Below are 26,332 nucleotides of genomic sequence, written 5' to 3'. Positions count from 1 at the left end.
CCGCCGAGCGCCCGGTTCACCCGAACCGGGCGGCCAGGCGACGGTACAGTGCGGGCAGTAGCCCGTGTACCGCCACCGGTAGGCGCAGCCAGTTCGGGACGTACACCTCGGTGTGGTTCCGGACGATCGCGTCGGTCAGCGCGGCGGCCACCCGCTCCGGTGGCAGCGGTCGGGGTCGGCGGCGCCGGTAGGGCTGGCCCCGGCGGACGAAGAACGGGGTGTCCACCACCGCGGGCACGAGCGTGCTGACGGTCACCCCACGGCCGGACAGTTCCAGCCGGAGACTCTCGGCGAAGGCGTCCAGCCCGGCCTTGGTGGCCGCGTAGACCGCTTCCCCGGCCACCCCGAGTCGCCCGGCGATCGACCCGACGAAGACCAGGTGGCCGCCGTGGTGGCACATCCCGGGCAGCAACGCCCGGGTCAGCTCGATCGGCGCGCGCAGGTTCACCGCGAGCAGCTCGTCGGCAAGCGGGTCGGCCATCCCGGCGAACGGGCCGGCCCAGCCGACTCCGGCGTTGTTGACCAGTACGTCCACCCGGGCGTACCGGGCCAGTGCCCGCTCGGCCAGCTCCCGGCCGGCGCCGGGCCGGGTCAGGTCGGTCAGCAGCACGGTGACGCCGGTCTCGGCGGCGAGTCGGGCCAGCCGCTCGGGATCCCGGCCGGCGGCCAAGACCTGACTTCCCGCGTCGGCCAGCCGCCGGACGAGGGCGGCGCCGATACCCGACGACGCTCCGGTGACCAGGACTACGGCGCCGGTCAGCCGCACCGCGGGGGCCCCGGTGGCGTTGGCCCGCGCCGGGACGGGCCAGAATCGCCCACCGCCGAAACGTCGACCGGCCGCTCGTCGGTGACCGGCGCGCTGTCGGCCTCGGCGAGCAGTTGGGCCAGCTCGGCGTGCAGGGCGGCGACGAATGCGGGGCCGGTGTCGGCCAGCGCCCCGTCCAGCAGCACGCCGACGTTGAGGGTGTCGCCGAGGCGCAGCACACCGACTCCGATAGGAACCCCCTCAGCGAGCGCCACCACCGGGGTGGCCGCCGTGAGCGGCGCGCCGGCCAGCACCTGCGGGCGCATCAGGGCCGGGACGTAGGAGACGATCACGTTGAGGTGCCGGCTGTTGTAGAACCGTCGGGCCAGGGCGGCGTGCAGCGGCGCGGGCAGCGCGCCCATCGCCCGCATGACCAGGCCGGCCGCCTCGGGTTCCCCGCTTCGCAGCGCGGTGCGCAACGACTGCCGGACCATGGCGACCCGGATTCGGGGCGGGATACGTCGCACTGGGAGGTCGAGCGTGACGGCACCGGTCCAGTTTCCCTGCGTGGGTGCCCGCCGCCGGGGGGTGTGGGAGACCGCGAACATCGCCCGCAACCGGGGCGGCGCCGACTCCGGGTGGACCCGACCCAGCGCCCCGGCGGTCAGCGCCAGCATGACTTCGCTGGCGTGCGCCTGGCAGGTGCGTGCCGCGCGGGACACCTCGGCGGCGGGCAGGGTAGCGGTGACCATGAGCCGGCGCGGTGAGCCGAGCGGGCGGTTGAGCACGGTGGCCGGGGCCCGGCCCTGCCCGACCAGGCGGGCCAGCCCGCGTGTGGTGCGAGCGACCCAGCGTGCCGTGTGCCGGACCCGGTCACCCGGCACCGCCCGGTCCCGGCCCGGCGCATGCCCGCCCGGTTTCACGGGGCGGGTGGTGGCCGGGTCGAGCAGCCGTTGCAGAACCCCGATCACCGACATCCCGTCGCCGAGGCAGTGGTGCAGTTTGACCGCTATCCGGGTACGGCCGTCGGGGAGTCCGCCGACCAGCATGATCTGCCAGGGCGGCCGGTCCAGGGCCAGCGGTTCGGACCAGAACCGGTCCACGGCGGCGCTGCCGTCGTCGCCGGGCACGACCCGCACCTCGGTCAGGTGGGCGGCGGGATCGACGTGCCGGTCGACCACCCAGCCGGGCCGGCGCCCCCGCCCCCGGCTCACCAGTCGGCGGCGCAGGGTGGTGATGGCGGGTAGCCGCCGCGCCAGCAGCGCGGCCAGTTCCGCGCAGGTGAGTGCCGTCCCGTCGGGCCGGGGCCCGAATTCCAGCACCACACCGATCTGTTGCGCCACCGTGGCCGACTGCACGTACCGGAAGAACGCGTCCTGCGGGCGTAGCGGCCAGCTTGCCGTGTCGGTCGGGCGCTCCCCGTCGGCTTGCGGTGCCTCGACCGACGACCGCGCGCCGGCGACGGCCGCCAGCCCGAGGTCCGGCAGGTATGGGTGGGACGGCGCAAGCAGCGGATGGGGCGGGTGCCGGCCGACCAACCGGGAACGGACGACGGCGACCAGCGCGGCCGGGTCGCGGGCCACCTCGGCCAGCCCGACGGCGGTCATCAACGCCGCGTTGGCCACGCCGTGCGCGGCGATCGGCCGGTACATCACCATCGGCGTGCCGGTGGCCCACGCCTCCAGAGCGGTCGCTCCGCCCGCGTTGGTGACCAACAGGTGCGCGGCCCGCAGCAGCGTGGGCATGTCGTCGACCCAGGTCCGCACCAGCAGCCGCCCGGGCGGGGCGTCCAGGCGTGCCAACCGGTCGGCCAGTTGTTCGTTGCGTCCGCAGACCGCGACCACCTGCACCGCGTCGCCAATGTCGACCAGCGGGGCGATTGCCTCTTCGACCGAGCCCAGGCTGTAGGAGCCGCAGGCGACCACCACCGCCTTGCGGTCCGGGTCGAGACCACAGCGCCGGGCGGCGTCGGCCCGGTCGCCCGGCCGGAACCGCGCGAGCACCGGCGGCGCGCAGACCCCGAGCGCCGCGCCAGGGGCGGCGACCGCCGCCACCGGCAGCGCCGCCGGGTGCACCACCACCCCCAGATCCAGCTGGGAATACACCCAGAACGGGTGCGGGGCGAAGTCGGACACCCAGGCTCCGACCGGTACGCCGAGACCACGGTGGCGGCGTAACCAGGCCAGCCCGGCACTGCCCAGCGGATAGGTGGAGAGGATCAGGTCCGGGTCGAACGCCTCGATGACCGGGGCGAGCCGGCGGCCGGCCCAGGATCCGGTGAACCACTTCGAGGCGTCGGAGAACCACCGGTGCCGCCACAGCGAGGACCAGAAGAACTCGTACAACCAGGGCGTCGCCGCGACGTTGGTCAGGTAGGTGTGACGAAAGGTCGGACCGACCCCCGGGCCCATCGCGTCGAGGGTGTCCACCCAGCCTACCCGGCTGCCCGGCCAGAGCCCGTGGACGCGTTCCTCGAGCGCCCGGCCGGTGGCGTCGTGCCCGCCCCCGATGTCAGCCGAGACGATCAGCACCCGTCGCGCGATCGACTCAGTGGGATCCGACGGTCGGACCGGGCCGCCCGACCCGTGCTCCGGCGCGGTCATCACAGGCGCGCCGGATTCCGGTGGCACCGGGCGCGAAACCCCGGCGCAGGTGGGTATGCCAGGGGAGCTTCGACCCGACCTGGTGCCGACGATCCCGGGACTTCCTCATGGCCTTCGGTTTCCTGCTGGCGATCCTCGCCGCACTGTGCAGCGCCACGGCGGCGATCGTGCAGTCGATCGGCACGCGCCGGGTGGCGGCCACGGCACACCTCGACCCGAGGCTGTTGTGGCGGCTGGCGCGGACCGGACCGTACGCGGCCGGACTGGCTCTGGACGGTGCCTCCTCCGGGCTCACCTTCACCGCGCTGCGTAGCGTGCCGCTGTTCGCGGTGCAGGCGTTGGGCGCGGCAAACCTGAGCCTGGTGGCGCTGATCGCCATGCTGGTGCTGCGGCTCCGGCTGACCGCCCGGGACTGGGTCGCGATCGGTGGGGTGGTCTCCGGCCTGGTGCTGCTCGTGATCTCGGCCAGCAGCAGCCCGCCGGCGGAGGCGACGGCGAGCGTCGGCTGGGCGCTTCTCGGCACGGTGCTCGTGCTGGCCGTGGGCGCGTATCTGGGCAGCCCGCAGATGCGGGGGCCTGCCCTGCCCGGGCTGCTGGCCGGGCTCTCCTTCGGTGCCGCAGCGGTCGGCGCCCGGCTGCTCGGTCGGGTCACCAGTCCGAGTGCCCTGCTGGTCAGCCCCGTCAGCTACACGATGGTGCTCGCCGGACTGACCGGCCTGCTGCTCTACGCCACCGCTTTGCAGCGTGGCTCCGTCACAGTCGCCTCCGCCTCGACCATCCTCGGGCAGACCATGGCCCCGGCGGTGGCCGGCTGGCTGCTGCTCGGTGATCGGGTGCGGCCCGGCACCGAGCCGGTGGCGGTGCTGGGTTTCGTCCTCGCCGTTGCCGGCGCGGTCACGCTCGCCCGGCACGCCCAGCCGCACCATTCGCGGACCGACTGACCGTCGGACCGTTGGCGCCTGGCACGGGGGCGCGGTCGTTGACATGTCGTATGCCTCCAGCGACGAAAGACCGGAGCGCCACCAGCCACTGCTCCTCGGGATAAATGAGATCTTACCGACGGGTTTCTCCCTATCTAGGGTATTTTCAGACAACTGCTGGCTGGCTGACTGCCAGTTCGACGGGACGAGGGAGGAGGCGGATGGCTGCGGGAAGAGCCGCCCGGAAGGACCGTCCCCCTACCCCGCTGGCTCGACCGGCCGCCCCACGGCGACCGTCAGGTCCACCCAGCCGGGCGCCAGATCGGGCCGCCGGGCGCGCACCTCTGTTGGGCAGCGGGTGGGTCCGGATGATGGGGGTGGACCGCCCATGCTGAGTGGCGAGGTGCTGGCCGGAACACCCCTTGCCCTCGGCGCGGCCGCGGCGTTCGGGGCGTCCTCGGTGTTACAGTTCCGCGCCTCCCACCGGACACCCAGCCAGCCGGCCGGGCGGCCCGCCCTGCTGCTGCACCTGGTACGCCAACGGGAATGGCGCTGGTCGGTGGTGCTCGCCGCCGGGGCCTTCGGCCTACAGGTCGCCGCGCTCAGCCTGATACCGCTGATCCTGGTGCAACCGCTGCTGATCACCGGCCTGCTCTGGTACGTCCTGCTGTATTCCTTGGCCGAGCGGACGCGCCCGGACCTCAGGACCATGCTGGAAGCGGTCCTCTGCCTGGTCGCGCTCTCGGCCTTCCTGTTGATCGCCCGACCGGCCGTCGGGCGGGGGCAGGGGCTCAACTCGTTCTCGTCGGCCTTGCTGCTGGGCGTCGCGGTGGCCGGGGCGGTGTCGCTGTGTCTGGTGGCCGCCGTCGGGCTGGGCCCGAAGTGGCGGCCGCTGCCGCTGGCCCTGGCCGCTGGCGTCTGCTACGGCGCCACCGCCGGCCTGGTCAGCAGCCTTGCCTTCCACTACAACGGCAGCCCGCTGAGCGTGTTCGGGCAGTGGCAGACGTACGCTCTCGTCGTCCTGGGCCCGTTCGGCGTGCTGCTGAGCCAGAACGCCTACCAGGCGGGCCCGCTGGGAGCGCCGGCCCTGGCCACGATCATCGTCGCGGACCCACTGGTGTCGCTCGGCGTCGGCTTGCTCTGGCTGGACGAGCGGGTCAAGACGGGACCGTGGGAGATAGCCGGCCAGATCCTGGCCCTGGCTACGCTGGCCGGCGCCGTCTTCCTGCTCGCCCAGCGGGCACCCCACCTCGACCACGGAACCGCCGACTGAAGCTCTCTTGCACACGTTCCGCCCGCACCGCTACTGCCAGCGCAACACCATCGAACGGCTGATGAATCGGCGCAAGCGGTTCCGCGCCGTTGCCACCAGGTACGACAACTCGCTTGCCGCTACCCGCCGCCCTACAAATCGCCGACATCCTCATCTGGCTATGCGCCAACCCGGACCACTCCAAGCCATGATCCAGGAGACACGGCCTGGGACTCAGCAATGCTGATGCCGGCCACCGCCTTGTCACAGCCGGACCAGCGCGACGTCCCATTGACCGTGCGGCGCACTCAGCCACGAGCGCCAATCGTACGGCGACGGCATCACGGGTTGCCGGTTCGTCCGGCGCCATGCTCCCACCGCATCGCGCGGCCACTTTCAGGCAGGCCGCCCGCACCCTCCTGGTGCGGCATCGCCTCGATCCGCACCCAAGCCGATGATCACGCCACCATCCACTACGTCGCAGTGTCATCGCCGGCAACAACGATCCGATTCGCGCGTACTCAACCTCGGTCAGCTCGAACCACCACTCACGACAGACGTCGACAACCGAACCACACTGCCGCCCGATGGTGCGCGGTTACTCGTCGATCGGAGGCGCTTGAGTTCAGGCGCGCTCGAAGGTGAGGTCGAAATCCTTCCGCCAGGACTTGCCCCCGTCCTCGGACGCCTCCCAACGGCCGAGGATGCGGTCCTTCTCGACCTCGGCGATGAAGCGCTGGTGGAAGTCCGGGTCCTCACGGGTCATCGTCCAGCGTCCGCCGTCGAAGGTCATCGAATACTCGCGGCAGACGCCGCGGTCGTCCTGGTAGAGCGCGACGAACCGGTCGTTGGCGTCGCTGCGGCCGAGGACGAGACTCATCTCGGAATGCGCGTGCTGGCCCCCGCCGAACTCCGACCGCACCACCAGTAGCGACTCCCCGAGCCACTCGATACTGGTGGCGCCCGGCACCTCGGTGCCTGGCGGTTCGAGGAAGAAGGCGTCGGAAATCGTCGTCGTCCATTCGCCAACGAGGCCGCTGAGCTTCCCCATCTCGGTGTTGCGCATCGTTTCCTCCGATCGGTCCGACGTGACTCGACGCGTCGGCGAGCAGGGCCAGCGTATGGCTCGCGGGAACGACGGGCCATCGCGCCAGGCCGGTCGGGACCGATGACCGGGTCGGTGTGCTCGCGCCGGCGTGGCTCCGCGACGAAGGTGCCGTTGCCGCAGCCGACGTCCACGATCGTCTCGGTCCGGGTCAGCGGCGCCAGATCGAGGACCATCGAGTGCAGGGCAGGGGCAGTGCGCGGGCGCCCACACACAGCAGGGACGGCCAGACCTCGGACGCGCGGCCGAGCGTCATCAGTCCCTCGTGCTGACGGATGGTCGCCGGCCATCGGCCATCGAGATGGTCGAGCAGCTTCGCCTCACTGCGAGCCAGCCGCTCACGCTCGGGTGTCGGTGGTGATCGGCTGCCTGAGAATGGTGCGCCGCCTGTCGGGTGCGACCTTGCGGAAGTCGCTGAGGTAGATCTCATGGTGAGTGCCGGCCATGCGAAGCCCGTGGCCAGGGATGAACTCATGATGCAGTTGCGCGAGCACGTCGGCCTCGTCGTCGAAGGAACCGACGTGCAGCGTCTGCACGCACCGCCCCTCGGTCAGCGTCTGGAGGCGGACGTCGTCGAGACGAGTTGGTTTGTGCTTCGCCCCGGTCTGCTCGACGGCGGTCGTGAACATGGTCTGGTCGATCCAGTCCGGGACCATGAGCATCAGCGTCCAGTCCCACCGTGACTTGTCTCGTACCTTGGTGAAGGAGTCCATGTCCTCGGCCCACCAGAGGCCTTCCAGGGGCGGGACGACGTAGTCGCGCCCGAGGGCTCGCTTGCTGGCAAACTTCAACCTGTACGCCACTGGATAGAGCGCCTCGACCGCCTCGGTGAAGGCGGGCGAGGTGTTGGGGTCGCCGTGACCGTCGGTCATGAGGTACTGCATGGCGGGTACGTCGACTATCCGGAACCGGCCCCGTTGCGCTTGATAGGCGTCAAGGGTCTTCTTGAAGTCGGTCTTGTCGTCAGTCTTGCTCGTCACCGGGCACCTGGGCTCGGCTGGCGAGCCACTGCCTTTCTGCCTCCATGAGGCTCAGGGAGTAGGAGAAGACCTCACGCGCCGCGAGCGGGAGGGTGGCTTCTGCCTGCTGCACCCCCTGGACGGCCTGGACCGCGGCGATCCGGGCTTCGATCTGCGCCAGCCGGGTGCGCAGCGCCTGCACGTACTGCTGCGCCGAGAGCAGGGACAGGTTGGCGACACCGACCAGCAGTGGGTGTGGGGTCGGCCGCGCCTCGGCGACGAAGGCCAGGGCGTTACGCGCCGCAACCCTGCGGCCCTCGGCGGTGGCGTGGAAGACGCGGCGGGACTTCGCGGCGGCCGGAGCCTCCGGGACATGGAGCAGACCGCGCTGCTCCAGCTTGGTGAGCAGGTAGTAGATCGACGAGAACCCGATGTCGGTCCACTGCCGTATGCCGCGCTGCTCGATCACCTGCTCCAGGTCATAACCGTGCTGCGGCCGTTCGATGACCAAGCCCAGCACGGTCAGCTCGGCGGGGGTCAACTCCATGAATGCACTCTAGCACTAGAATAGTGACTTCCGGTTGAACGGGGCGGTGATCTGTTCGGCCCAGGTCCAGGTGACGGGGATGCGCAGCCAGCGGCGGCGTTGGCCGCGCACGAGGCGGGCGGTGGTGTGCAGGATCCGGTAGCGCAGCCGTTTCGGTTCAGCCTTCGCCAGGTCGCCGTCGAGGCCGATGGGCTGGAGCCACGCGATCAGGTCGACCGCGATCACCGCGGCGGTGCACCAGACCTCGTTGATGGCGAACCCGCGACGGCCGGCTGAATCATCGGCAGGTCAGGATGCCCGAGCGTCGAGAGGCGCCGACCACCCGCAGCGAGGGGCGACGCGCGGCTGATGCGCCCGCTCAGCGGCGTCCGCACCGAGAGCACTGCCGTGCGGAGGTGTCAGCCGTGTTCCCGGCCGGGGAGAGGATCGCCGCGAAGGAACGCCTCGTACGCCGGGCGGACGTCGTCGTCGATCTGGGGCCGGATGCCGCTGTAGCGCGTGTCAGCGCGGTCGCGGTGTGGTCCGGAGAGCCAGTACTCCTCGCCGGTATCGACGTCGTAGAAGTTGGCGTCAGAAAGGCCGCGATCGCGTCGGAGCCTCTTGCCCTGCCAGTAAGCCGTCTGCCAGCTCTTACTGAACCGCACGCGGCTGATCCACGCCGGCCCTTTGTCGGTGCCGTGGCCCGTCTTCAGCTGAACGAACATCACCCGGTCCGCCATAGCGACCATGTTGCCAGCGACGGCCTGACGATGCAGCTCCAATTCGGAGACCGTCGGAGCACACATCGTCAGGGCCGGATACGCGGGCCTCGCCGCACGGGCCCGTCGTCGCGCCATCGGCGGCGCGAAGCACCGGTTCGGATTTACCGGCCCATCGGGCAGGTGGATGTGAACGGCTCACAGCGTGCCCGTCCAGATCTACCTGGCCTTTTCTGCGATGCCCGGCGCCCCGGGGAGCTGGTCGGAGACCTGCCCGACCACGACCCGGCCGGGCAAGTTTCCGAGCTGTACGTCGAACTCCACGTGCCGTTCGCTGTGGGCATTGGCCTCGTGGCCAGGTTGGTTCGCTTTAGCGGAAGTCGGGGGCCATGCTGTCGCTGGCGTGCCGGCCGCCTTTACCAGCGCAGTAGGCATACGACCAACCTCCGGTCGCGGCGTTCTTCCACTGCCCGGTGGCGAGAGTTTCGTTGGCACACCGAGCCAGCGCGCGCACCTCCGTGCCGCTGGTGTATCCGCTGCAGGTGACCCCGTAGGTGTTGGCGTCCCACCATTCTGTGCAGCTAGGTGCTGCTGAGGCCGGTGCGGCACCGGTTGCCAGGAGGGTGCCGGTCGCCAGGGCGATTGAGGCCAGAGCTGTTGCTGCACGTCTGCGAACCATGATGCTCCTCAATGAAAGAGATGCCGCTACGTAGATCTGCTTGAAGATCGCAATCCAGGGGCGCCAACGGAAGTAGATCGTGCCATTCCGGCCTCTGATGCGCTATAGCGTCGGGGGGTCAGCGCTGACGCCGGTGGTCAGGACTGCGGACTGGCCAACTTGTCCGAACCAGACACGGACCTGTCCGGTCCGAGCCGAGGTGGCCAGCGTTGGTGCCGATGACCTGGTGCTGGCCAAGTCAACCTGGCCCCTCCGGAGCCTCAACGTCCGGATCAACTTGCCTGGCTCTGTGGCGCACCCTTCTCGACAGTCGTCAGCGGGGCGACGTCCGGGGGCCGGAGGCGTCGGGACGTCGCGTTAAAGATCACGCAACTGCGGCTGGAGTAACGCCACTAGGCCGTGTTTGGTAAGGGTCATAGCCATTGGTTGATCGCGGCGATGGTGATGGTGGCTTCGTAACGGACGGCGAGTTTGTCGTACCTGGTGGCCATGGCGCGGTGTTGTTTGAGCTGGTTGATGCCGCACTCGACGGCGTGACGCTGCCGGTAGACGACCGGATCGAACGCGGGCGGTCGGCCGCCTTTGGATCCCTTGGCCTTACGGTGGGCGTCCTGGTCGGCTTTGCTCGGGATGCACGCCTTGATCCCGCGAGCGCGGAGGTGACCACGGTTGCCTTTGCTGGTGTACGCCTTGTCAGCGAGGACCTGGTCCGGGCGAGTCCGCGGCCGGCCACCGCCGACCCGCTTCACGCGGATCTTGCGCAGGACCGGGATGAACTGCGGGCTGTCACCGCGCTGCCCGCCGGTGATCACCATTGCCAGGGGTTTGCGGCCCTGCTCGCACGCCAGATGCGTCTTGGTGGTCAGCCCGCCCCGGGACCGGCCCAGCCCATGATCGGCGGGTTCGGTCCGCAGCCCGCCCGGCGGTTCCTTCTGCAGGTGGCCGTCGCGGCGGGCGCCGGCCGCGTGCTGGTGCGCTCGGCTGACCGTCGAGTCGACGCTCACTGTCCAGTCGATTCTCCCGGCGGCGTCGGCGTCAGTTTGCAACTCGGCCAGGATCTTCGCCCAGGTGCCGTCGCGCTGCCAGCGCCGGAACCAGTCGTACAGGGTCTGCCAGGGTGGGTACGCTCCGGGCACGTCGCGCCACGGGGTTCCCGTGCGCACTCGCCACCGGATCCCGTCGATGATCTGCCGTTTGGTCCACTTGGGCGGTCGTCCCTTGCCCGAGCTGGCAGGCAGAGCGGGCTCCAGCACCGCCCACTGCGCGTCGGTGAGATCGTGCCGCCTCGTCGCCGCTACGCTGGGCACGAGGTCTCCGGTCGGTCTTCGGTTTGCTTGGTCGCTAACCGATCTACCGGAGACCTCAACCTTTATCGATCACCGCCACGCCGAAACCTCACGCCGACCCCTTACCAAACACGGCCTAGACCTACCCGAACCGACCCGGGCGGCCACCAGTCAGCGACGATATCCATCGGTTGAATTGGTGATCATCGGCCCTGACACCGACTGGACCGGGCCGGACGCCAGCGGAACCCAGGACTGGGCGGGACGCAGGGGGTGCTCGTCGGACGAGCAGCCACCGAGCAGCCACGAGCCGCCAGCCACGCCCGGCACGGCCGAGTTCACCGCATCACTCGATAGCGCGCTGCGGTAACTTTGTCTCGCAAGTGGCTCGGGGTGTTCATGTCCGACTCGAGTCGGGCTCTGTCTGTCAGGGTGAGTTGAGGCCAGCGGCTCGTAGCAAGTCCGTCAGACAGGGCCTCAGAATCCCGAAACGCCGAAACTCATCCTACGGTCGATATCGGTTCAGAAGTGGCGTAGCCGCACAGGGGCAAGCCAGGCCACAGCGGGCATGATTCGGGCGTTGTCTCTGCTCAGGCTACTCGCTGACAGGATATCGGGTATGGCGGACACATCGAGCGACGACACTGCCCGGCGGGTGGTGGTGGTCGGGTACGAAGGCTCCGAGCTGCTCGACATCGCCTGTGTCACCTCCACGCTCGACCTGACTGTCCGCCTCGCGGGGCGGACGCTGTACCGGACTGAGCTGATCTCGCCGAACGGGCAGGCGATCCGCTGCGACTCCGGCCTGGAGCTGCACAGCAGCGGATCGCTGCAGCGCGCCACCGGGCCGATCGACACGCTGGTCGTGTCCGGGGGTCGGGGACACGAGGCCGCCGCCGCCGACGCGACAGTCGTCGCGCACGTGCGGCGGCTTGCCACGCTGGCCCGCCGCGTCGCGTCGGTGTGCACCGGCGCCACCGTGCTCGCGGCGGCAGGGTTGCTCGACGGGCGGCGGGCGACGACGCACTGGCACTACGCCGACGTGCTGGCGCGGCGGTACCCTGCCGTCCACGTCGATCCGCGGCCGATCTTCATCCGCGACGGGCGGGTCGCCACGTCCGCCGGTGTCACGAGCGCGCTGGACCTGACGCTGGCGCTGGTGACCGAGGACTGCGGGCCCGACCTGGCCCGGGTGGTGGCGCAGGCGCTGGTCACCTATCTGCAGCGGCCGGGCAACCAGGCGCAGATGAGTGTGTTCACCGCGCCGAATCCGGACCACGTCCTGGTCCGCCGGGCGGTCGCGCACGTGACCACGCACCTGGCGTCGACGCTGGACACGGCGACGCTCGCCGCGCAGTGCGGGGTGAGCGCGCGGCAGCTGCACCGGTTGTTCGTCGAGCACCTGGGCATGCCGCCCGGGCAGTTCGTGCGCCGCACCCGGCTGGACACGGCCGCGCGGATGCTGGCGACCACCGGCCACCCGATCGGCATGATCGCACGGTGGTGCGGCTTCACGTCGCTGGAGACGCTGCGGCAGGCGTTCGTCGCGCAGTACGGGGTGCCGCCGTCGCAGTACCGGACCGTGTCGTCGACGACCGTGGGCGCCGGTTCGGACCCGTGACGCAGGTTCCGTGCCGGAAGTGCCAGGATTTCTGACGCGCTGCCGGGTTCGGCTCGGCACCGGCGTCCGGCGCGGCCAGAGTGAGGGGCATGAACCCCGCATCCTCGTGGCTGTCGCGCCGCTGGCCGACTGCGGCCGGTCTCGCCGCGGCCATCGCCGTGCTGGTCACCGTCGCCGACCGGGAGACGGCCGTCACCTGCGTGTGGGTGGCCGCGCTCTGCTACCTCGCCGCGGCCGCGCTAGACCGGCCGTGGATGGCGTGGGTGGCCGTACCAGCCGGCAGCGTCGTCATCGCCGTCGGGGAGATCACCGGCGTGGGTCGATGGGTGCTGCTCGGCGCCGCCGCGGCGATGCTCGTCGTCGTGGCCGTGGTCGTCGGTGCCCCGCGCCGCCAGGTGTCCGCGCAATTCGTCGGCGGCACCGTGTACGCCGGTCTCGCGCTCGCCGCGTTGGCGCTGGCCCCGGACGCCGGCCTGGTCGTGGCCGGGCTGGTGCTGGCCTCCCACGCGGTGTGGGACGCGGTGCACTACCGCCGCCGGGCGGTCGTGTCCCGTTCGCTGGCCGAGGCCTGCATGGCGCTGGACCTGCCGCTCGGGCTCGGCCTGGTCGGGCTCGGCCTGGCCACGTGACGCCCTGGACAAGAAGCCTCTCGCCGGAAGGAGCACCGATGGGCAGGGTGATCTGCGACCTCGCGATCTCGGTCGACGGCTACGCGGCCGGGCTCAACCAGAGCGAGGAACGCCCGTTCGGCGACGACGGCGGCGGCTGGGGTGACAGGCTGCACGCCTGGTACGCCGACCCCGACGCGAACCGCGCCGAGATCGAGCGGATAACCGCCGCCGAGGCGTTCATCATGGGGCGCAACATGTTCGGCCCCGTACGAGGCGGGTGGGATCGGCAATGGAACGGCTGGTGGGGCGACGACCCGCCCTATCACGCCCCGGTGTTCGTGCTCACCCATCATGCCCGTGCGACGCAGCCGATGACCGGCGGCACCACGTTCCACTTCGTTACCGACGGGATCGAGTCGGCGCCGGCGCAGGCGCGCACGGCGGCCGGCGCCGGCGATGTCGCGGTCGTGGGCGGCGCGGCCACCATCAACCAGTACCTCGCCGCCGGCCTCATCGACGAGCTGCGGCTGCACATCGCGCCGCTCACCCTGGGCGCCGGCACGCGACTGTTCGACGGCGTACCGCCGCTGGACCTGCAGCAGGTCAGCGCACGCGCCACGACGGCGGTCACGCACGTGAGCTACCGCGTCCAGTCCTGGGCGCCCTCACCCGAACGCTCGACGGCCACCTTCACGAAGGAGTCATCATGCTCAATGCGCAAGCGACACCGCACCGCCGGGGAAGGCGCGTGCTCAACCTCGCCGTGTCCCTCGTAACGGCCACGTCCGTGCTGCTCGCCAGCTCGGCGTCGCCGGTCGCGGCAGCACCACCGGACACCCTCACCGAGGACCGGATCCGATCGATCCTCGCCGGTGACCCGCACGCGACCAGGCTGTCGGCCAACCAGGTCGCCTGGCCCGACGACGGCGTGGTCCTCACCCTCACCGACGGGGACGCGGATGCCGCCGGCAGCTGGTGCGGCACCGGACGGGCCTGCGTCCACGCCGACGCCAACCGCGGCGGTTACGGTTACGCGTTCTACTACTGCCAGGTCTACCGGCTGCCGTCTTACGGGTTCCCCACCGGCGAGCGCGCCGGCGCCTCGTCCTGGTACAACAACCAGACCGGCGGCGCCAAGATCAAATTCGAGGACGAGTGGTTCACCCTGACACCGGTCGTGGCCGGGTACGGGTTCGGCAACATGCCCAGCTACATGAATGACCGCGCCTACTGGCTGACGCTGCTGTGCTGACCACACAGCGGCGAACCGAAAGGGGTCAGCGCCGGCGGGGCACCCAGAACTCGACCCTGCGGGTGCCGAAAACCTCGTCCGTCCTGGTCAAGACTTCGACGTTGAGCGGTGCGCGAGGATGACCTGTTGTGCTGCTGCGACTGGCCTACCTCGGTGTGACCAGCGCTCTCGCGCTGCTACGGCTGCTGCCGATGAGCGACCGAGACAAGGACGCCGAGATCCTGGCACTGCGCCACCAGCCACCTGGGCAACGTTCCTGCGCTCGCAGGCGCAGGCCATCATCGCCGCCGACTTCTTCGAAACCACCACGCTGACCGGCGCCCGGCTCTAACGGTGGGCTGGCGACATCGAGGAGGAGGCACTAGAAGTCATCGAGAAGCTTCGGCTCAACCTCGCGTCGCGGACAATCGGGAGGCAACCCGGGCTTCTCGCAGACTGATCATGGACGGCGCCGTCGCGCGCCGGTCATGGGGGGGCGGGCAGGCTGTCGCACTTGTGTTGATCGATGGCATCGTGGGCTGGCGGGCGGGTCTGGATGATTTGCTGGCGCGGTTCGCGCACCGATTCGGGCGTGCGGAGCCGCGCCGGCAGGCGCTGAGCTACCTGGTCGGGTTGTTGCGAGCAAGAACGGCTGGACCTTGGCCGAGGCCGCTGGCGACGCGACGCCGAACCGGATACAGCGGCTGCTCAACCGGTCGGCGTGGGACCCGGACGCTGTTCGCGACGACCTGTTCACCTATGTGGCGGATCTGGTGGTGGCAGTCGGCGCAGACGATGAGCGTCTTGCATCGCCGCTTGGCCATGATCTTCGTCCAGGTGTTCTTGCGTGACTGCCCGGCCTGGTCGAGGTCGGCGAGTTTGCGGACGGGTGAACTTGGATGTCCACCGTGCCGCCGCAGACCTCGCACCTGCCTGCGAGGAGCCGTTTGATCAACTCCTTGCGGGCGACGGCTGTCCTCGCCGCCGCCGCACCAGCCTTCGCGTGGAAGCGCCGCAGCTGCGGCGACGGCGCCGAAGGGCCGCAACCTCTACGACTGGGCGGTAGCCTCCCTGCCCGGCACCGACGACGGCTACGTGCACTGGCTGCTGGTCCGTCGCAGCATCACCGACCCCACGGACCTGGCCTACTACCTGTGCTTCGGCCCCACAGGCGGCCGCCCAGCAGAGGACGGGCTGTTGCAGAGAATCGGCCAGAAGATCCTCCCACAGGCACCCGAGTCGCACTTCGCCGCGCGAGTCGGCGGTGATTCCTTCGCCCTGGTCGTGCGGGACAGGCCAACCGACGAGATGCTGGGCTACACCCAACGCGTCCTCAACCGCGTACGACACGTGACAGACGTGGCCGGCATTCTTGTCGCCGTCCGGGCAAGCGCAGGGCTCTCACCCGCAACGTGTCCTCCTCGCCAGCAGGGGACGCTGCTTCGGCCAAGGCCCCCTGATGGGACGCCACCACACCCTCACGGAACTGCTCGTAGCGCTCAGGGGCACCACCGGGACGGCCGCGGGGCAGATCCTTCCCGAACTGTCCGACCACGACCTCGTAACGCCCCTCTCCACCCGACGGGTCGCGTGACCGGCAGCCGCAACAACGGCACCCGCTGGCAAGGCCAGCAGCAGCGGGCGAACCTCCTGCATGAGGCCCCGATTCCTCGCTACGCGGACCTATTCACCGACTGCCACGCGCGGAAGATCCATAATCCCGCCACCTAACCCTGGCCACGCCCCTGACATCCGACCCGGCAGCGCCGTAGCGCGACGCCGACCGGGCCAGCAGAAGGTGCAGGGGACGGCGGTTGGTCAGCGTTTGAGGGCGGCGCCAGCGAGGGCACCGGAGCGGACCGGGTCCGAGACAAACCACTGTGGGTCGTCGGGGGAGGGCCGCCACTGCGGCAGCCACACCAACCCCGGGTCGATCATCTCGAAGTCGCCGAAGAACCTCAGGACCTCGTCGTAGTTCCTGGTGACCGGCTTCGGTGCCTCGGAGGCGGCGAAGGCGGCCTGCACCTGCTGTGCCTGGCTTGGCGCGTACGACTCGCTGGCGCCGTGCGTCAGCACCAGCACGCTCCCGGGCGCCAGTCTGTCCCGCAGTTGCGCCATGACCTCGTAGGGGTGGTCCTCATCCGTGAGGTAGTGCAGCAGCGCCACGGCCAGGAGCACGACCGGCCGGTCGAGATCGATTGTCTTGTTGAGTTCCTCATCGCCCAGCACCGCCTCGGGGTTGCGGGCATCTCCGAGGATGGAGACGGCATCCGGGTTGTCCCGGAGGATTTGTTGCCCGGTCATCACCGCGACGGCGTGGTTGTCGACATACACCACTCGGGCGCCAGGACGATTGATCTGAGCGATCTCATGCACATTGCCAGTCGCGGGGATGCCGGAGCCCAGGTCGAGGAACTGGTCATATCCCTCCTGCGCGAAATGGTGCACCGCCCGCCGGAGGAACGCCCGCGAGGTTATCGCGCCATGCTTAATCGTGGGAATGACTTTCAGCGCCTTCTCGGCCAGCTCGCGATCCGCGGGGAGGTTCCACTCGCCGCCGATGAGCGCGTCATAGAAGCCAGCGGGCGTCGCTCGGCCTTTCTCCGCTCCTGGGCGCCAGGGTGAGGATTTCATCCGCCTAGTCTCCTCGTCAGTGCTGAGCTGATCTCGCCGTCAGACTCCCACTAAACCCGATACGAGCCGCCGTGTCTGCCCCGAGAGTACCGACCGGCGAGGTTGACACCAACTAGACAGGTCCAATGGCTATTGGCCCCTTTGGTGATGAAATATCAAACGACTGTTCGCGCCTTTTGATGCGGGTTGCGGCTTGGGACGCACCAGCTCCGTGAGGGCCAGCAGCCTGGTAGCGACCGTCGCCGCGACCTTCAATGGCCCGACCAGCAGTCTTGGGGAGAGGCACCGACGTCGACGGCAAGACCAACGAGATCACCCGCTTCGCACCCCTGCTCGACCAGCTCAGCGACCTGCGCGACACGGTGGTAACCGCCGACGCGCTGCACTGCCAGCGCGAGCACGTCGCCTACCTCGCCGAACGCGGCGCCCACTGGATTCTCACCGTGAAGGGCAACCAGCCCAGCCTGCACGCCCAACTGGCCCGCTTGCCCTGGCGGGCCGTTCCCGACGCCGCCCGTGACAGCGACCGTGGCCACGGGCGCCGGGAGATCCGCACGTGCAAGATCCTGTCAATCTCCGCCGGGATCGACTTCCCCCACGCCGCCCAAGCACTGCAGATCCGACGCCGCCGACGCCGGCTCGACCAGCCGAAACGCTTCACCACCGAAACCGTCTACGCGATCACCGACCTCCACGTTCACCAAGCCAGGCCAGAGCACCTCGCAGGGTGGATCCGCGGTCACTGGTCGATCGAGAACAAGGTCCACCGGGTACGCGACGTCACCTACGACGAAGACCGATCCCAGATCCGCACCGGTACCGGACCACAGGTCATGGCATCCCTGCGCAACGCCGCCATCGGCGCCCTACGCCTGACCGGCGTCACCAACATCGCCGCCGCCAACCGCCACCACGCCCGCGACAGTAACCGATCGCTGGCCCTACTCGACATCACCTGAGGACTTTGCCGGCGCCCTGGTTGCGGCCCACATTCATAATGAGCGGATGCCCGTCGCCGCAGGTGGTACCACGACAGCTGTACGCCCGCGTGGCCGTGTCGTCGCCGGTTGGGTGGTCGGGGTCGTGGCGGCATGGGGAGTCGTCGCCGGGCTGCATCTCTTTGGCCTTCGGCTGGCCAACCTGTGGTTGCTCAGCCTGATCATCACCGGGCTGGGCTGGCTGCTGGCGATGGCCGTCACCGGAATCGCCCTGGTGGCCCTGTGGCGCAGGGTCGGGCCGGTCAAGGCGCTGACGCTGGTGCTGGTTCCTGGGTTGCTGGCCCCGGTGGCGATCGTGGCCGTCGACTGGACGTCCGTTTTCGTCCACAACTTCTACCGCCTCCACCGGGACGACTTCCGCACCGCGGCCGGGCTCGCCGACAAGGTCACAGCCGAGTACGGCGACCGGTACGGCCAGGTTCTGCCGAAGGATCTGCGGCACCTGTCGTCCATGGGGCGGGCGGTGCGGATCGGCACCGAGGGCAGCGGGCCGACGGGCATCCTCCTGCCGGTCTGGGTCGGCACGCCAGACGGCGCGGCCGGCTACGCGCACCTCACCGGGACGCCGGGTGACACAAGCTTCGACTGCTTCGCGGACCCCTGCCGGATGCGCTGGTCGCTCGGCGACGGCTGGTACTGGCTGGACTGACACCGGGGCGGGACACGGGTGCCGCCGGTGGCGGATCCCGTAGGCGGCCGGGGCTTCAAGTTCGCCGACGTGCGGTCGGCCTTCGTCGGCCACCGTCGACCGGGCTCTCGGAACCGCGGCCCACCTCTCTGCTGGGCGTTCGCGTACCACCGTCGGCCGTTCCGCGCCGATCTTGTCGCGGCGACAACGCTCTCAGCGAGGTTGCGAATGGGGCCTACGCGAGACTGGCCCAGCCGCAAGTCGTTCGCGCGGGCCCAGTCAACCGCAGCCACTGCGAGGACGGCGAGAACATCACGATCCAGGCCGACGACGCTACGCCCGTCATCGAAGGCAACTGCGGGACCGTGACCATCGAGGCAAACAACGCCTCCGGCAACATCGCAGCCGCGACCACGGTAACCATTCGCGGCACGGACAGCATGCTGCTCGGCGAGAAATGGGGCACCGCCACCATCACCGGTCGCGGATCGGGCGTCAACGTCGATGAGATCGCCACGCTCACGGTCACCGCCGACGACGCGAAGGTCACGAACCGGCGCACGCAGACGGCGACCATCGACGGCAGCAGGGCCACTGTCAACACCGACAGCAACAACTACTCCGCCAAGCTGGCCCCACAAACGCCGCGTCTCCCGCCACGACATCAACCGGGGACAAGAGTGGCTTGTCGTGACCCTGCGCCGCCTCGACGATCATCCGACGATCCAGGACCGCTCCCCAGCGGGCATGACGGGCCGCCTCGGTCTCCTCCTCCTGATGCCGAACATCAAGGGATCGGTACTCGTCGTAACCGTTGATCAACTCGCCGCGGCTGGCGATCCGGGCGGGAAACCCGAACCAGGCCCGGTAGAGCAGCTGGTGCCCATCGACGAGGAACAACCTGGTCACCGGCCCTCCCTGCCTGCGGGAGGACCGGTAATGACGCGGACATGGGCCACCGATGCGCCGGCTGGTGCCGGGCAACCCGTTGCTGGAAAGTCTGTTCGCTGACTCGGGTGGGGTTGCGCCGCCACACGCCGTCGAGGAGATCATCAAGGCCGTGCGGCGCGCAGACCGCGATGTGGTTGTCGGGGTCGAGGTGGATCGCGACGGCGGTGACGTACTCAGGCCATGTCGCGACCGCCTCGGCGATGCTGCGAAACGGTGGAACCGGCGGTCCGCCGAATCGTTGCGGGTACCAGGTGTGCACGGCGGCCTGGTTCTTCGCCTCCCACGGCAGGCCCGGCTCGATGGCGGCCAGCCGGGCGGTGGCCCGCTGGTCGTTGTCCCGGCTCAGGTCGGCGGGGTCGAAGAACGGCACGTCCACATCCCGTACCGCGCGCAGGTCGAACCCGTCGCCGTAGCGGTGCCCCCAGACCAGGTCGCGCAGGACACCTGCGCCGATCCACGCGTCGGGCAGTCCCGAGTCCCGCACCACGGTCAGCGCCCGCATCAGCGATGCGTTGGCCCTGACCAGCTCCCGCAACTCGTCACCGCGCCCGACGTCTGCCGGGTCCGCCCAACCAGCGGAGAGCGCCGTCATGGCCGTTCCGCCATGTCAGGGTGGTCGTGGCGCAGTCGCTGGGCGAGGTAGTCGCTCAACGATGTCGCATACGGCACGTCCGGGTCGCTGGTGGTGCCGGCCGGAACGTAGCGGGTGCGCCGGAACGCGTCGACGAACGTGGCAGGGGGTGCTCCGGCGTGTAGTGCGGTGGTGATCGCGGTGGACAGGGCCTCGGTGAGCCCGGCCAGGGTGGAGCCGTGCTTTCCGGCCCGCAGGTCGACGTGACGAAGCTCGCCGCTGGGCGTGGCGGCCGTGGATAGCCGTCCCGGAATACCATCGATCACGAACGTGCTGGTCACCTCGGTTGTCCGTCGAGGCGTCGGCGGCGTGTCTCTCATCGATGCGGTCCTTCTTCCTTGGAGGCGTACGCATTGAGCGCCTTGTGGCTGACACAGGCGGGCCTGAGCTGCGACGTTCCGGTCCAGAGGCGGTGTCAAGGCGCCTCCGTCGCGGAGGTCGTCTGGTCGGCTTTGCGGGCGCAGTGCGGGCATCGTCGTGGGCAGGGCGTCTGCGGCACGACCGTGGCGAGGCCGCTGGCGTCCAGGATCGTGGTGACCGTCTGCGCGAAGGTGCTGGTTTCGGGGATGACGGTTTCTCCGGGGGTGTCGAGCAGGTCGCGGTGGGTGTACCAGTGGCGCATCTCGTCGGGGGTGACGGGGATCGGCTCGGCCCGGCCGAGGTGGCGGCGGACGGTCTCGTCGAAGGACACGTCCAGGTAGAAGACGGCGACCGGTCCAGGGTGGTTGTTGATGAGCTGGTGCAGCAAGGTGGCGTAGCGTTCGGTGTGCAGGATGCCTTCGAGGATGACGTGGTAGCCCAGGTCGAGTGCGGTGCGGGCGGTCGCGGTGATGAACGCGGGGGCTACCGGGTCGATGCGGGCACTGTCGTGCTCCCGGAGCACGGTTCGGCGCAGGTAGTCCTGCTCCAGCAGGGCGGCGCCACGTCCGAAGCGGCACCGGGCCTCGTGGGCGGCCGTGGTCTTTCCGCTGCCGGAGTTTCCCCGAATGATCACCAACGTTGGGGGCACGGGCTTCGTGGGGTTCGACGTCGTCATGGCGTGCTCTTTCAGGCGGTCGCGGTCTGTCGGGGCACCGTCGCGCCGGGTGCGGTGGTGTCGTAGCCGGCGGCTTGGAGGGTGAACAGCTCGGCGTACCGTCCGTGGGCGGTCATGAGCTGGTCGTGGGTGCCGGCTTCGACGAGGCGGCCGTGGTGCAGGACGTAGATGCGGTCGGCGTGGCGGACGTTGGCCAGCCGGTGGGTGATCAGGATGGTGATGCTCCGCCCTTGCCGGTCGCGGATGGCCTGGAAGAGGGCGTCCTCGGCGCGGGGGTCGAGGGCGGATGACGGTTCGTCCATGATGAGCACGTCGGCGTCGCGCAGGAACCCGCGGGCGGCGGTGATGCGTTGCCACTGCCCGCCGGAGAGGTCCTGGCCGCCGGCGAAGGTGCGGTCGAGCAGCGTCTCATACCCGTGGGGCAGCTCGGTGATCATGTCGTGGGCGACGGCGCGGGCGGCGGCGGCCTCGATCTGGTCCTGCTCGGCGGTGGTGGCGATGTCGCCGACGGCGATGTTCGTGGCGGCGGTGAAGGGCCACTTGTGGTACTCCTGTGTCACGACCCCGATCCGGGCCCGTAGCGCGTCGATGCCCCACTCGTCGATTGGTCGGCCGTTGTATTGGATGGTTCCGCCGGTGGGGGTGCGGAGAGTGGCGATCATGGTGGCGAGGGTGGACTTGCCGGAGCCGTTCTCCCCGACGAACGCCACCGTCTGCCCGGCCTCGATGGTCAGGGTGACCTGGTCGACGGCTGCACTGTCACGGTCGGGGTAGCGGAGGCTCGCCGCGTCGACGGTGATCTCGCGCAGCCGGTCTGTTGCCGGCATCCGGGGGGCCGGGCTGGTGTGCGGTGGCAGGAAGTCGGCGGCGCGGGTCATGAAGCCGGTGTAGTCGCGGAAGTGCTGCCCCTCGGTATAGACGCGGTCGACCTGGAAGGTGACCACGGTCAGGGAGCGTTGCGCGGACTGGACGGCGATGACGCAGGTCGCGGCGGCGGCGAGGGGAATCTGCCCGTCGATGAGCAGCAGGCCGAGTAGGACGTAGACCACGGCGGTCGCCACGCCGCCGATCATCGCGCCGACGGTGGTGGTCGTGGTGACCCGCCGCGCCAGGGCGAGTTGGATGCTGGTCTCGACGCTCATGACCCGGTCGTACTGGTCGAGCAGGAATTCGCGTAGCCCGTAGGAGCGCAGTTCGGGGGCGGAGTCGCGTTCGGCCATCAGCCGGTGCAGCAGCCACAACCGTCGACGGCGTACCGATCCGGCGGCGTAGGTCTGGTAGCGCAGGTGCCCGGCGCGCAGCGACGCCCACCCGTTCGGCACGGTCGCCACGAGCAGGGCGAGCAGCAGCAGCGGGTGGACCACCACCACGGCGACCGCGACGGCGAGGACCCCGGCGAGGCCGGCGAGCAGGTTCATCGACGCCTGCACCAGACCGGTGGTGGAGTTCGCGCCGCGGGAGGCGCGTTCCATGTCGTCGGCGAACGCGTCGGCGTCGAACGCCTCCAACCGCACCGCCGTGGTCACCTCGAACAGGCCCCGTTCGACCTCCCGGTCCACCTTCGGGGTGAGGCCGTTCTGCGCGTACCCCATGGCGGTGGCCATGCCGGCGCGCAGCGCGGTCACCGCCGCGAGCGCTGCCAGGGCGGGCAGCGCGGCGGTCACCTTGTCGGCGGTCGGGCCGCCGGCGAACAACTCCACCAGCACCCGCTGCGCAGCGAGGAGCCCGAACGCCGCCAGCACCCCCGCACCCACCGTCGTCGCCGCCACCACCGACGTCCGTACCCGGTCGGCGCGCCAGCTCACCACGAGCGCGGACCAGACCAGCCGGGGCAGCTCGGAGAAGACGGCGAACAGGCCGGCCTCCGCCCGCGCCCGCACCCCGCTCTCCCACCACACCTCCCGCAGCTCCGGCAACACCGAATCCCGCTGCGGCGGTTCGGGACGGGCAGGCGTGGGGTCAGGGTGGTCGGTTTTGGGCATGGCGGTACCTCCCGAGAGGGTGGGCAGGGTGAACTTCGGTGGGTGGTGGCGTCTCGATGGCGAACGGCAGGACCCGCAGATGCCCCGTCGGTGCTCGGCTGGTGCCGCCGAAGCTCCGCCTCCATCAGGAAGAGCCCCGGGTGGCCTGCGGTCAGGTGACCCTGACGCCGTCTTCGAGGTAGTGGCAGCACCCGTCAGCGCGGGCGTGCAGCGCCTCGGCGATCCGGCGGGCCAGCAGCGGCCGTAACCGCTGGCCGGCCTGTAGCGGGTCGGACCACGCCCAACCCTTCAACTCGCCCGGCGGCACCACAATCCGCTTCGTCGCAGTGGGGTCGAGGGTGCCGCCGTCGTAGATGACCATGACGCCTTCGGTGCGCCCGTCCTGGGCCGGTACCCAGTCCACGACGAGTAGCCGGCCCGGCGACAGGCCCAGACCGAGTTCCTCACGGCACTCCCGGATCACGGCCTGCAGCGGCGACTCGTCAGCCTCGACGCACCCGCCGGGGATTTCCCACTCCGCCTTGTAGACCGGTTCGACCAGCAGAATCCGCTCGTCCGCGTCGGTGATCAGCAGCCCAGCGGCCATCCGTTTACGGGGCAGATCAGCAGTGAAATCGCGGCGTCCGGAAGGCATGCAGGGACGGTAGGACGCGGCAGGGGCGACACGCCCACAGCGCCGTGCGCCGACATTGTCGGCAGATTCCGACACCAACTCCGACACCACACCGACTTCGACAGCACCGCCGCCCCGACCTGCCGGCACCTGCGGCGTGCCCTGGGCGGGCACAGTCGGCGGCCGGGCGGGGCTGTCTCCGACGGCGCGGAAAGCGTCACCGGGGCGGCTATGGTGTTCGCTCACCGTGACCACAGCGACCGGGGGTGGCAGCGATGGGCGACCACGACGAGATCACCACCGCCCGCCACGCGCTCGGCCGCCACCTCGCCCACCTGCGCAAAGACGCCGGCCACACCCAGCACAGCCTCGCCCGGCTCGTGCAGTACGGACGCAGCTCGATAGCGAACACCGAAACCGGCCGGCAGCACCCCGAGCGGCCGTTCTGGACCCGCTGCGACCAGATGCTGCGCACCGGTGGCGTGCTGACCGCCGAGTACGACCGGATCGCCGACCTGAACCACCGTCGCCACCGCTCGCCGGCTCGGCCCAGAAGCGCCAGCCTCACCAGCGATAACGCAGCGGTGTGGTGGGAGCCTGAGGACACCATCGCCGCCCGCCGGTCGGCGCTGACCACTTCCATCGACGACGACGCGCGGCTGGCGCACCTGGAAGACGAAGTCCGGCAGGCGATCGCCGACAACGAACGCTGCCCACCTGCGACCCTCGTGGCCCGGCTGCGTCCACTGCGGGCCTGCGTCGATCAGCTGATGGCCGGCCGGCAGCACCCGCCACAACGCGCCCGGCTGTATACCGCCGCCGCGCACCTGTCCGGGCTCCTCGCCGCCCTCGCCCTGGACCTACGCGCCTTCCGCGTCGCACACGCCTACGCCGCCGAAGCCTTCGACCTCGCCCACGCCGCCCAACAACCCGATACCCAGGCCTGGGCCCGCGCCACCCAGAGCCTGGTCGCCTTCTACACCGGCAACCACCGCGACGCGCTCGCCTACGCCGAAGACGGCCTACGCCATGCCGGCACCGGCCCACACCGGATCCGACTCACGATCAACGGCCAGGCACGGGCACTCGCCCACCTCGGCGACCGGCACGGCGTCGACCGCGCCGTCGACCGCGCCTTCCGCCTTCTCACCGAGCACCCGCCGGACGGGCAGGTCAGCACCAGCCTCACCCTCGGCCCCTACTGCCCCCTCCGCACCGCGGCCAACGCCGCAACCGCCTACCTGACCCTCGGCCACACCACCGACGTCGCCAGCCACCTCACCACCGCCATCGCCGCCTTCGACACCGCCCAGCTACGCGGCCCACAAGCGCTCAGCCGCCTCGACCTGGCCACCGCCCACCTACACGCCGACGACCCCGACCAGGCAGCCGAGTTGGCGCTGCAAGCACTCACCCTCACCGCCGACCAGCGCTTCGAATCCGTCCACCAACGCACCCACCAGTTCCTCACCGCCGCGCACCCCCTGCGCCACCACCGACGGATACAGGACGTCGCGGACCTGCTCGCCGACCGCACACAGCCCCGCGCGGCGCCACCGGCGGGCCTACGATCGCCGACATGAGCAGCCGGGAGGTGACCAGCCTGCGGCAACGGTGGACCAGCTACCAGGACCTGCCCACCCTCACCGAGCACTGGTACTGGCGTCCCGGCTGGCACGCCGGCCGCCACTTCTACGCCTGGCACCTCACCTTCCAACAGCAGCCCGCACTCCACCACCACGGCACCGTCCTACAACAGCAACTCACACTGCCTGGACTGGACCCGGTGCCGCTCGACGGCCCGCACCTACCGATGGTCGACCGTGGCAACCGCGCCCCTAAACGGGGGCCTGTGGATGTGAGACAGATCCGAAATCTACGTAGTCCCGACGGACGGTGTTTCGTTTCTGCTGGTCTAGGCGTTGCGCTCAACGGGCCACCATGGTCGGCGGGCGGCGAAACGGCTGCGATGCTGGAACAGTCGCGCTCGTGTTGATCGGGTGCCGAACATCCGAGCACCATCGGAGCACCACACGATCAGCTCACCGTCACCGCAGCAGGCCGACCAACGATCGGCGTGATACCTCTTAACGCCCGCTACGTGGCAGCCGTTCCGGTACCCCTCGTCATCGCCTTCAGCGGCCTCGCGTGCACTGGGCACCCAGGTCGACCGGAGCCGGAGGTGGATCGGCGTGCAGCCAGCGTTCGCGGCACTCGGATCGCAATCGCAGGTGATTGACCACCGCAAGAAAGAGCCGTAGCCGGTCGCTGGACTCCTGAGGAAACACACTGACGACGGCGGCCTACGGGCGCCGGACCGCTTCCATGGCCTTCACCCTGAATTCGGGGGCTCGGCACTCCCTCTGCCCCACCCCAACGGGCGAGACCTCTAACGACGCGCAGGCTTCGCGTCATGCTACGGACCGCTCAGTCGCTCCCCTGAAACGACGCTGGGCTTCGACCCGACCCGTTTCCAGACCGAGCCGCCAGCCTGCTACCGGGCCTCCTGGCCACTACCCGGACCGGACTTCCACCGGCAGGCGACGACGAGCTACGACTACGGCTGAGCTACGCACTCGCCTCCAGGTCCGCTGGGCGCACG

General features: G+C 70.0%; 26 protein-coding genes and 2 pseudogenes. 12 read left to right on the top strand and 16 right to left on the bottom strand.

Translation table 11 applies throughout. The features are described 5' to 3' along the window. Positions 1–16 precede the first annotated feature (16 nt). Both OOK41_RS03920 and OOK41_RS03915 read right to left on the bottom strand, forming a co-directional pair. Positions 17–766: an SDR family oxidoreductase gene (locus tag OOK41_RS03920; protein ID WP_266263003.1), complete on the bottom strand. Its 750-nt coding sequence runs from the start codon at positions 764–766 to the stop codon at positions 17–19. After that, positions 757–3,276, bottom strand: coding sequence for a wax ester/triacylglycerol synthase domain-containing protein (locus OOK41_RS03915; protein WP_266263002.1), 2,520 nt, complete (start codon positions 3,274–3,276; stop codon positions 757–759). The genes OOK41_RS03920 and OOK41_RS03915 overlap by 10 nt, the downstream gene beginning before the upstream one ends. A 179-nt stretch (positions 3,277–3,455) precedes the next feature. On the opposite strand from OOK41_RS03915, the gene OOK41_RS03910 reads away from it, so the two are divergent. Both OOK41_RS03910 and OOK41_RS03905 read left to right on the top strand, forming a co-directional pair. After that, a complete protein-coding gene (locus tag OOK41_RS03910; RefSeq protein WP_266263001.1) occupies positions 3,456–4,289 on the top strand; it encodes a hypothetical protein in 834 nt (277 codons plus the stop codon). 367 nt (positions 4,290–4,656) lie between these two features. Continuing rightward, positions 4,657–5,541, top strand: a complete 885-nt coding sequence (locus OOK41_RS03905) for a DMT family transporter (protein ID WP_266263000.1) — start codon at positions 4,657–4,659, stop codon at positions 5,539–5,541. Between the two features lie 604 nt (positions 5,542–6,145). On the opposite strand, the gene OOK41_RS03900 is transcribed toward OOK41_RS03905, so the two are convergent. From OOK41_RS03900 to OOK41_RS03875, 6 genes are all read right to left on the bottom strand, one after another. Further along, complete coding sequence (locus OOK41_RS03900) at positions 6,146–6,586, bottom strand: hypothetical protein (RefSeq protein WP_117668341.1); 441 nt, start codon at positions 6,584–6,586, stop codon at positions 6,146–6,148. A gap of 377 nt (positions 6,587–6,963) precedes the next feature. Beyond that, entirely contained in the window at positions 6,964–7,605 is a 642-nt protein-coding gene (locus OOK41_RS03895) for a GyrI-like domain-containing protein (RefSeq protein ID WP_266262999.1), read from the bottom strand. Continuing rightward, the gene (locus OOK41_RS03890; protein ID WP_266262998.1) at positions 7,589–8,131 is read right to left on the bottom strand and encodes a PadR family transcriptional regulator; all 543 of its coding nucleotides are present in this window, start codon (positions 8,129–8,131) and stop codon (positions 7,589–7,591) included. The genes OOK41_RS03895 and OOK41_RS03890 overlap by 17 nt, the downstream gene beginning before the upstream one ends. Before the next feature lie 15 nt (positions 8,132–8,146). Continuing rightward, positions 8,147–8,356 carry a hypothetical protein gene (locus tag OOK41_RS03885; RefSeq protein ID WP_266262997.1) on the bottom strand — a complete coding sequence of 70 codons (210 nt, stop codon included), beginning with the start codon at positions 8,354–8,356 and terminating at the stop codon, positions 8,147–8,149. A 173-nt stretch (positions 8,357–8,529) separates the two neighbouring features. Further along, complete coding sequence (locus tag OOK41_RS03880) at positions 8,530–8,892, bottom strand: hypothetical protein (RefSeq protein ID WP_266262996.1); 363 nt, start codon at positions 8,890–8,892, stop codon at positions 8,530–8,532. Positions 8,893–9,921: 1,029 nt separating this feature from the next. Beyond that, a complete protein-coding gene (locus OOK41_RS03875; protein ID WP_117673546.1) occupies positions 9,922–10,815 on the bottom strand; it encodes an IS5 family transposase in 894 nt (297 codons plus the stop codon). Positions 10,816–11,413: 598 nt separating this feature from the next. Between OOK41_RS03875 and OOK41_RS03870 the strand changes: the two genes are divergently transcribed. From OOK41_RS03870 to OOK41_RS03850, 5 genes and pseudogenes are all read left to right on the top strand, one after another. Continuing rightward, entirely contained in the window at positions 11,414–12,415 is a 1,002-nt protein-coding gene (locus tag OOK41_RS03870) for a GlxA family transcriptional regulator (protein ID WP_266262995.1), read from the top strand. An 89-nt stretch (positions 12,416–12,504) separates the two neighbouring features. Beyond that, on the top strand, positions 12,505–13,044 hold the full coding sequence (locus OOK41_RS03865) for a hypothetical protein (protein ID WP_266262994.1): 540 nt from the start codon (positions 12,505–12,507) through the stop codon (positions 13,042–13,044). A gap of 38 nt (positions 13,045–13,082) precedes the next feature. Then, positions 13,083–13,802 (top strand): dihydrofolate reductase family protein, encoded by a 720-nt coding sequence (locus OOK41_RS03860; RefSeq protein WP_266262993.1) that lies wholly within the window; start codon positions 13,083–13,085, stop codon positions 13,800–13,802. Then, a complete protein-coding gene (locus OOK41_RS03855; RefSeq protein ID WP_266262992.1) occupies positions 13,775–14,278 on the top strand; it encodes a hypothetical protein in 504 nt (167 codons plus the stop codon). Before OOK41_RS03860 ends, OOK41_RS03855 begins: the two co-directional genes overlap by 28 nt. Positions 14,279–14,779: 501 nt before the next feature. After that, positions 14,780–15,027 (top strand): annotated as a pseudogene (locus OOK41_RS03850) (IS701 family transposase); the annotation flags it as partial. Positions 15,028–15,078: 51 nt separating this feature from the next. On the opposite strand, the pseudogene OOK41_RS32015 reads toward OOK41_RS03850, so the two are convergent. Then, positions 15,079–15,186: pseudogene (locus OOK41_RS32015) on the bottom strand (hypothetical protein); the annotation flags it as partial. 166 nt (positions 15,187–15,352) lie between these two features. Between OOK41_RS32015 and OOK41_RS32010 the strand changes: the two are divergent. Further along, complete coding sequence (locus OOK41_RS32010) at positions 15,353–15,988, top strand: diguanylate cyclase (RefSeq protein ID WP_353962199.1); 636 nt, start codon at positions 15,353–15,355, stop codon at positions 15,986–15,988. An 87-nt stretch (positions 15,989–16,075) separates the two neighbouring features. Here the strand turns inward: OOK41_RS32010 and OOK41_RS03845 are convergent, their stop codons facing one another. Continuing rightward, the gene (locus OOK41_RS03845; protein ID WP_266262991.1) at positions 16,076–16,891 is read right to left on the bottom strand and encodes an SAM-dependent methyltransferase; all 816 of its coding nucleotides are present in this window, start codon (positions 16,889–16,891) and stop codon (positions 16,076–16,078) included. Between the two features lie 272 nt (positions 16,892–17,163). Between OOK41_RS03845 and OOK41_RS03840 the strand changes: the two genes are divergently transcribed. Both OOK41_RS03840 and OOK41_RS03835 read left to right on the top strand, forming a co-directional pair. Then, the gene (locus OOK41_RS03840; protein ID WP_266262990.1) at positions 17,164–17,850 is read left to right on the top strand and encodes an ISAs1 family transposase; all 687 of its coding nucleotides are present in this window, start codon (positions 17,164–17,166) and stop codon (positions 17,848–17,850) included. A 124-nt stretch (positions 17,851–17,974) separates the two neighbouring features. Beyond that, positions 17,975–18,538 (top strand): hypothetical protein, encoded by a 564-nt coding sequence (locus OOK41_RS03835; RefSeq protein ID WP_128763567.1) that lies wholly within the window; start codon positions 17,975–17,977, stop codon positions 18,536–18,538. A gap of 214 nt (positions 18,539–18,752) precedes the next feature. Here OOK41_RS03835 and OOK41_RS03830 read toward each other — a convergent pair whose 3' ends face one another. The 6 genes from OOK41_RS03830 to OOK41_RS03805 all read right to left on the bottom strand — a co-directional run bounded on the left by OOK41_RS03830 (position 18,753) and on the right by OOK41_RS03805 (position 23,703). Next, positions 18,753–19,130 carry a hypothetical protein gene (locus OOK41_RS03830; protein ID WP_266262989.1) on the bottom strand — a complete coding sequence of 126 codons (378 nt, stop codon included), beginning with the start codon at positions 19,128–19,130 and terminating at the stop codon, positions 18,753–18,755. Between the two features lie 174 nt (positions 19,131–19,304). After that, positions 19,305–20,060: a nucleotidyltransferase family protein gene (locus tag OOK41_RS03825; RefSeq protein ID WP_266262988.1), complete on the bottom strand. Its 756-nt coding sequence runs from the start codon at positions 20,058–20,060 to the stop codon at positions 19,305–19,307. Next, positions 20,057–20,380, bottom strand: a complete 324-nt coding sequence (locus OOK41_RS03820) for a hypothetical protein (protein ID WP_266262987.1) — start codon at positions 20,378–20,380, stop codon at positions 20,057–20,059. The genes OOK41_RS03825 and OOK41_RS03820 overlap by 4 nt, the downstream gene beginning before the upstream one ends. A gap of 134 nt (positions 20,381–20,514) precedes the next feature. Then, on the bottom strand, positions 20,515–21,135 hold the full coding sequence (locus OOK41_RS03815) for an AAA family ATPase (RefSeq protein ID WP_266262986.1): 621 nt from the start codon (positions 21,133–21,135) through the stop codon (positions 20,515–20,517). Between the two features lie 11 nt (positions 21,136–21,146). Next, the gene (locus OOK41_RS03810; RefSeq protein WP_266262985.1) at positions 21,147–23,117 is read right to left on the bottom strand and encodes an ABC transporter ATP-binding protein; all 1,971 of its coding nucleotides are present in this window, start codon (positions 23,115–23,117) and stop codon (positions 21,147–21,149) included. Positions 23,118–23,268: 151 nt separating this feature from the next. Continuing rightward, positions 23,269–23,703, bottom strand: coding sequence for an NUDIX hydrolase (locus tag OOK41_RS03805; protein WP_117668324.1), 435 nt, complete (start codon positions 23,701–23,703; stop codon positions 23,269–23,271). A gap of 302 nt (positions 23,704–24,005) precedes the next feature. On the opposite strand from OOK41_RS03805, the gene OOK41_RS03800 reads away from it, so the two are divergent. After that, positions 24,006–25,313 (top strand): helix-turn-helix transcriptional regulator, encoded by a 1,308-nt coding sequence (locus tag OOK41_RS03800; protein WP_266262984.1) that lies wholly within the window; start codon positions 24,006–24,008, stop codon positions 25,311–25,313. Beyond that, on the top strand, positions 25,310–25,726 hold the full coding sequence (locus tag OOK41_RS03795) for a hypothetical protein (RefSeq protein ID WP_266262983.1): 417 nt from the start codon (positions 25,310–25,312) through the stop codon (positions 25,724–25,726). Before OOK41_RS03800 ends, OOK41_RS03795 begins: the two co-directional genes overlap by 4 nt. Positions 25,727–26,332: the final 606 nt, after the last annotated feature.

This window comes from Micromonospora sp. NBC_01655 (assembly GCF_026339755.1).
Lineage (GTDB): Bacteria > Actinomycetota > Actinomycetes > Mycobacteriales > Micromonosporaceae > Micromonospora.
Note: the sequence above shows the minus strand (reverse complement) of the source record. Positions and strands in the feature narration are given on the sequence as shown.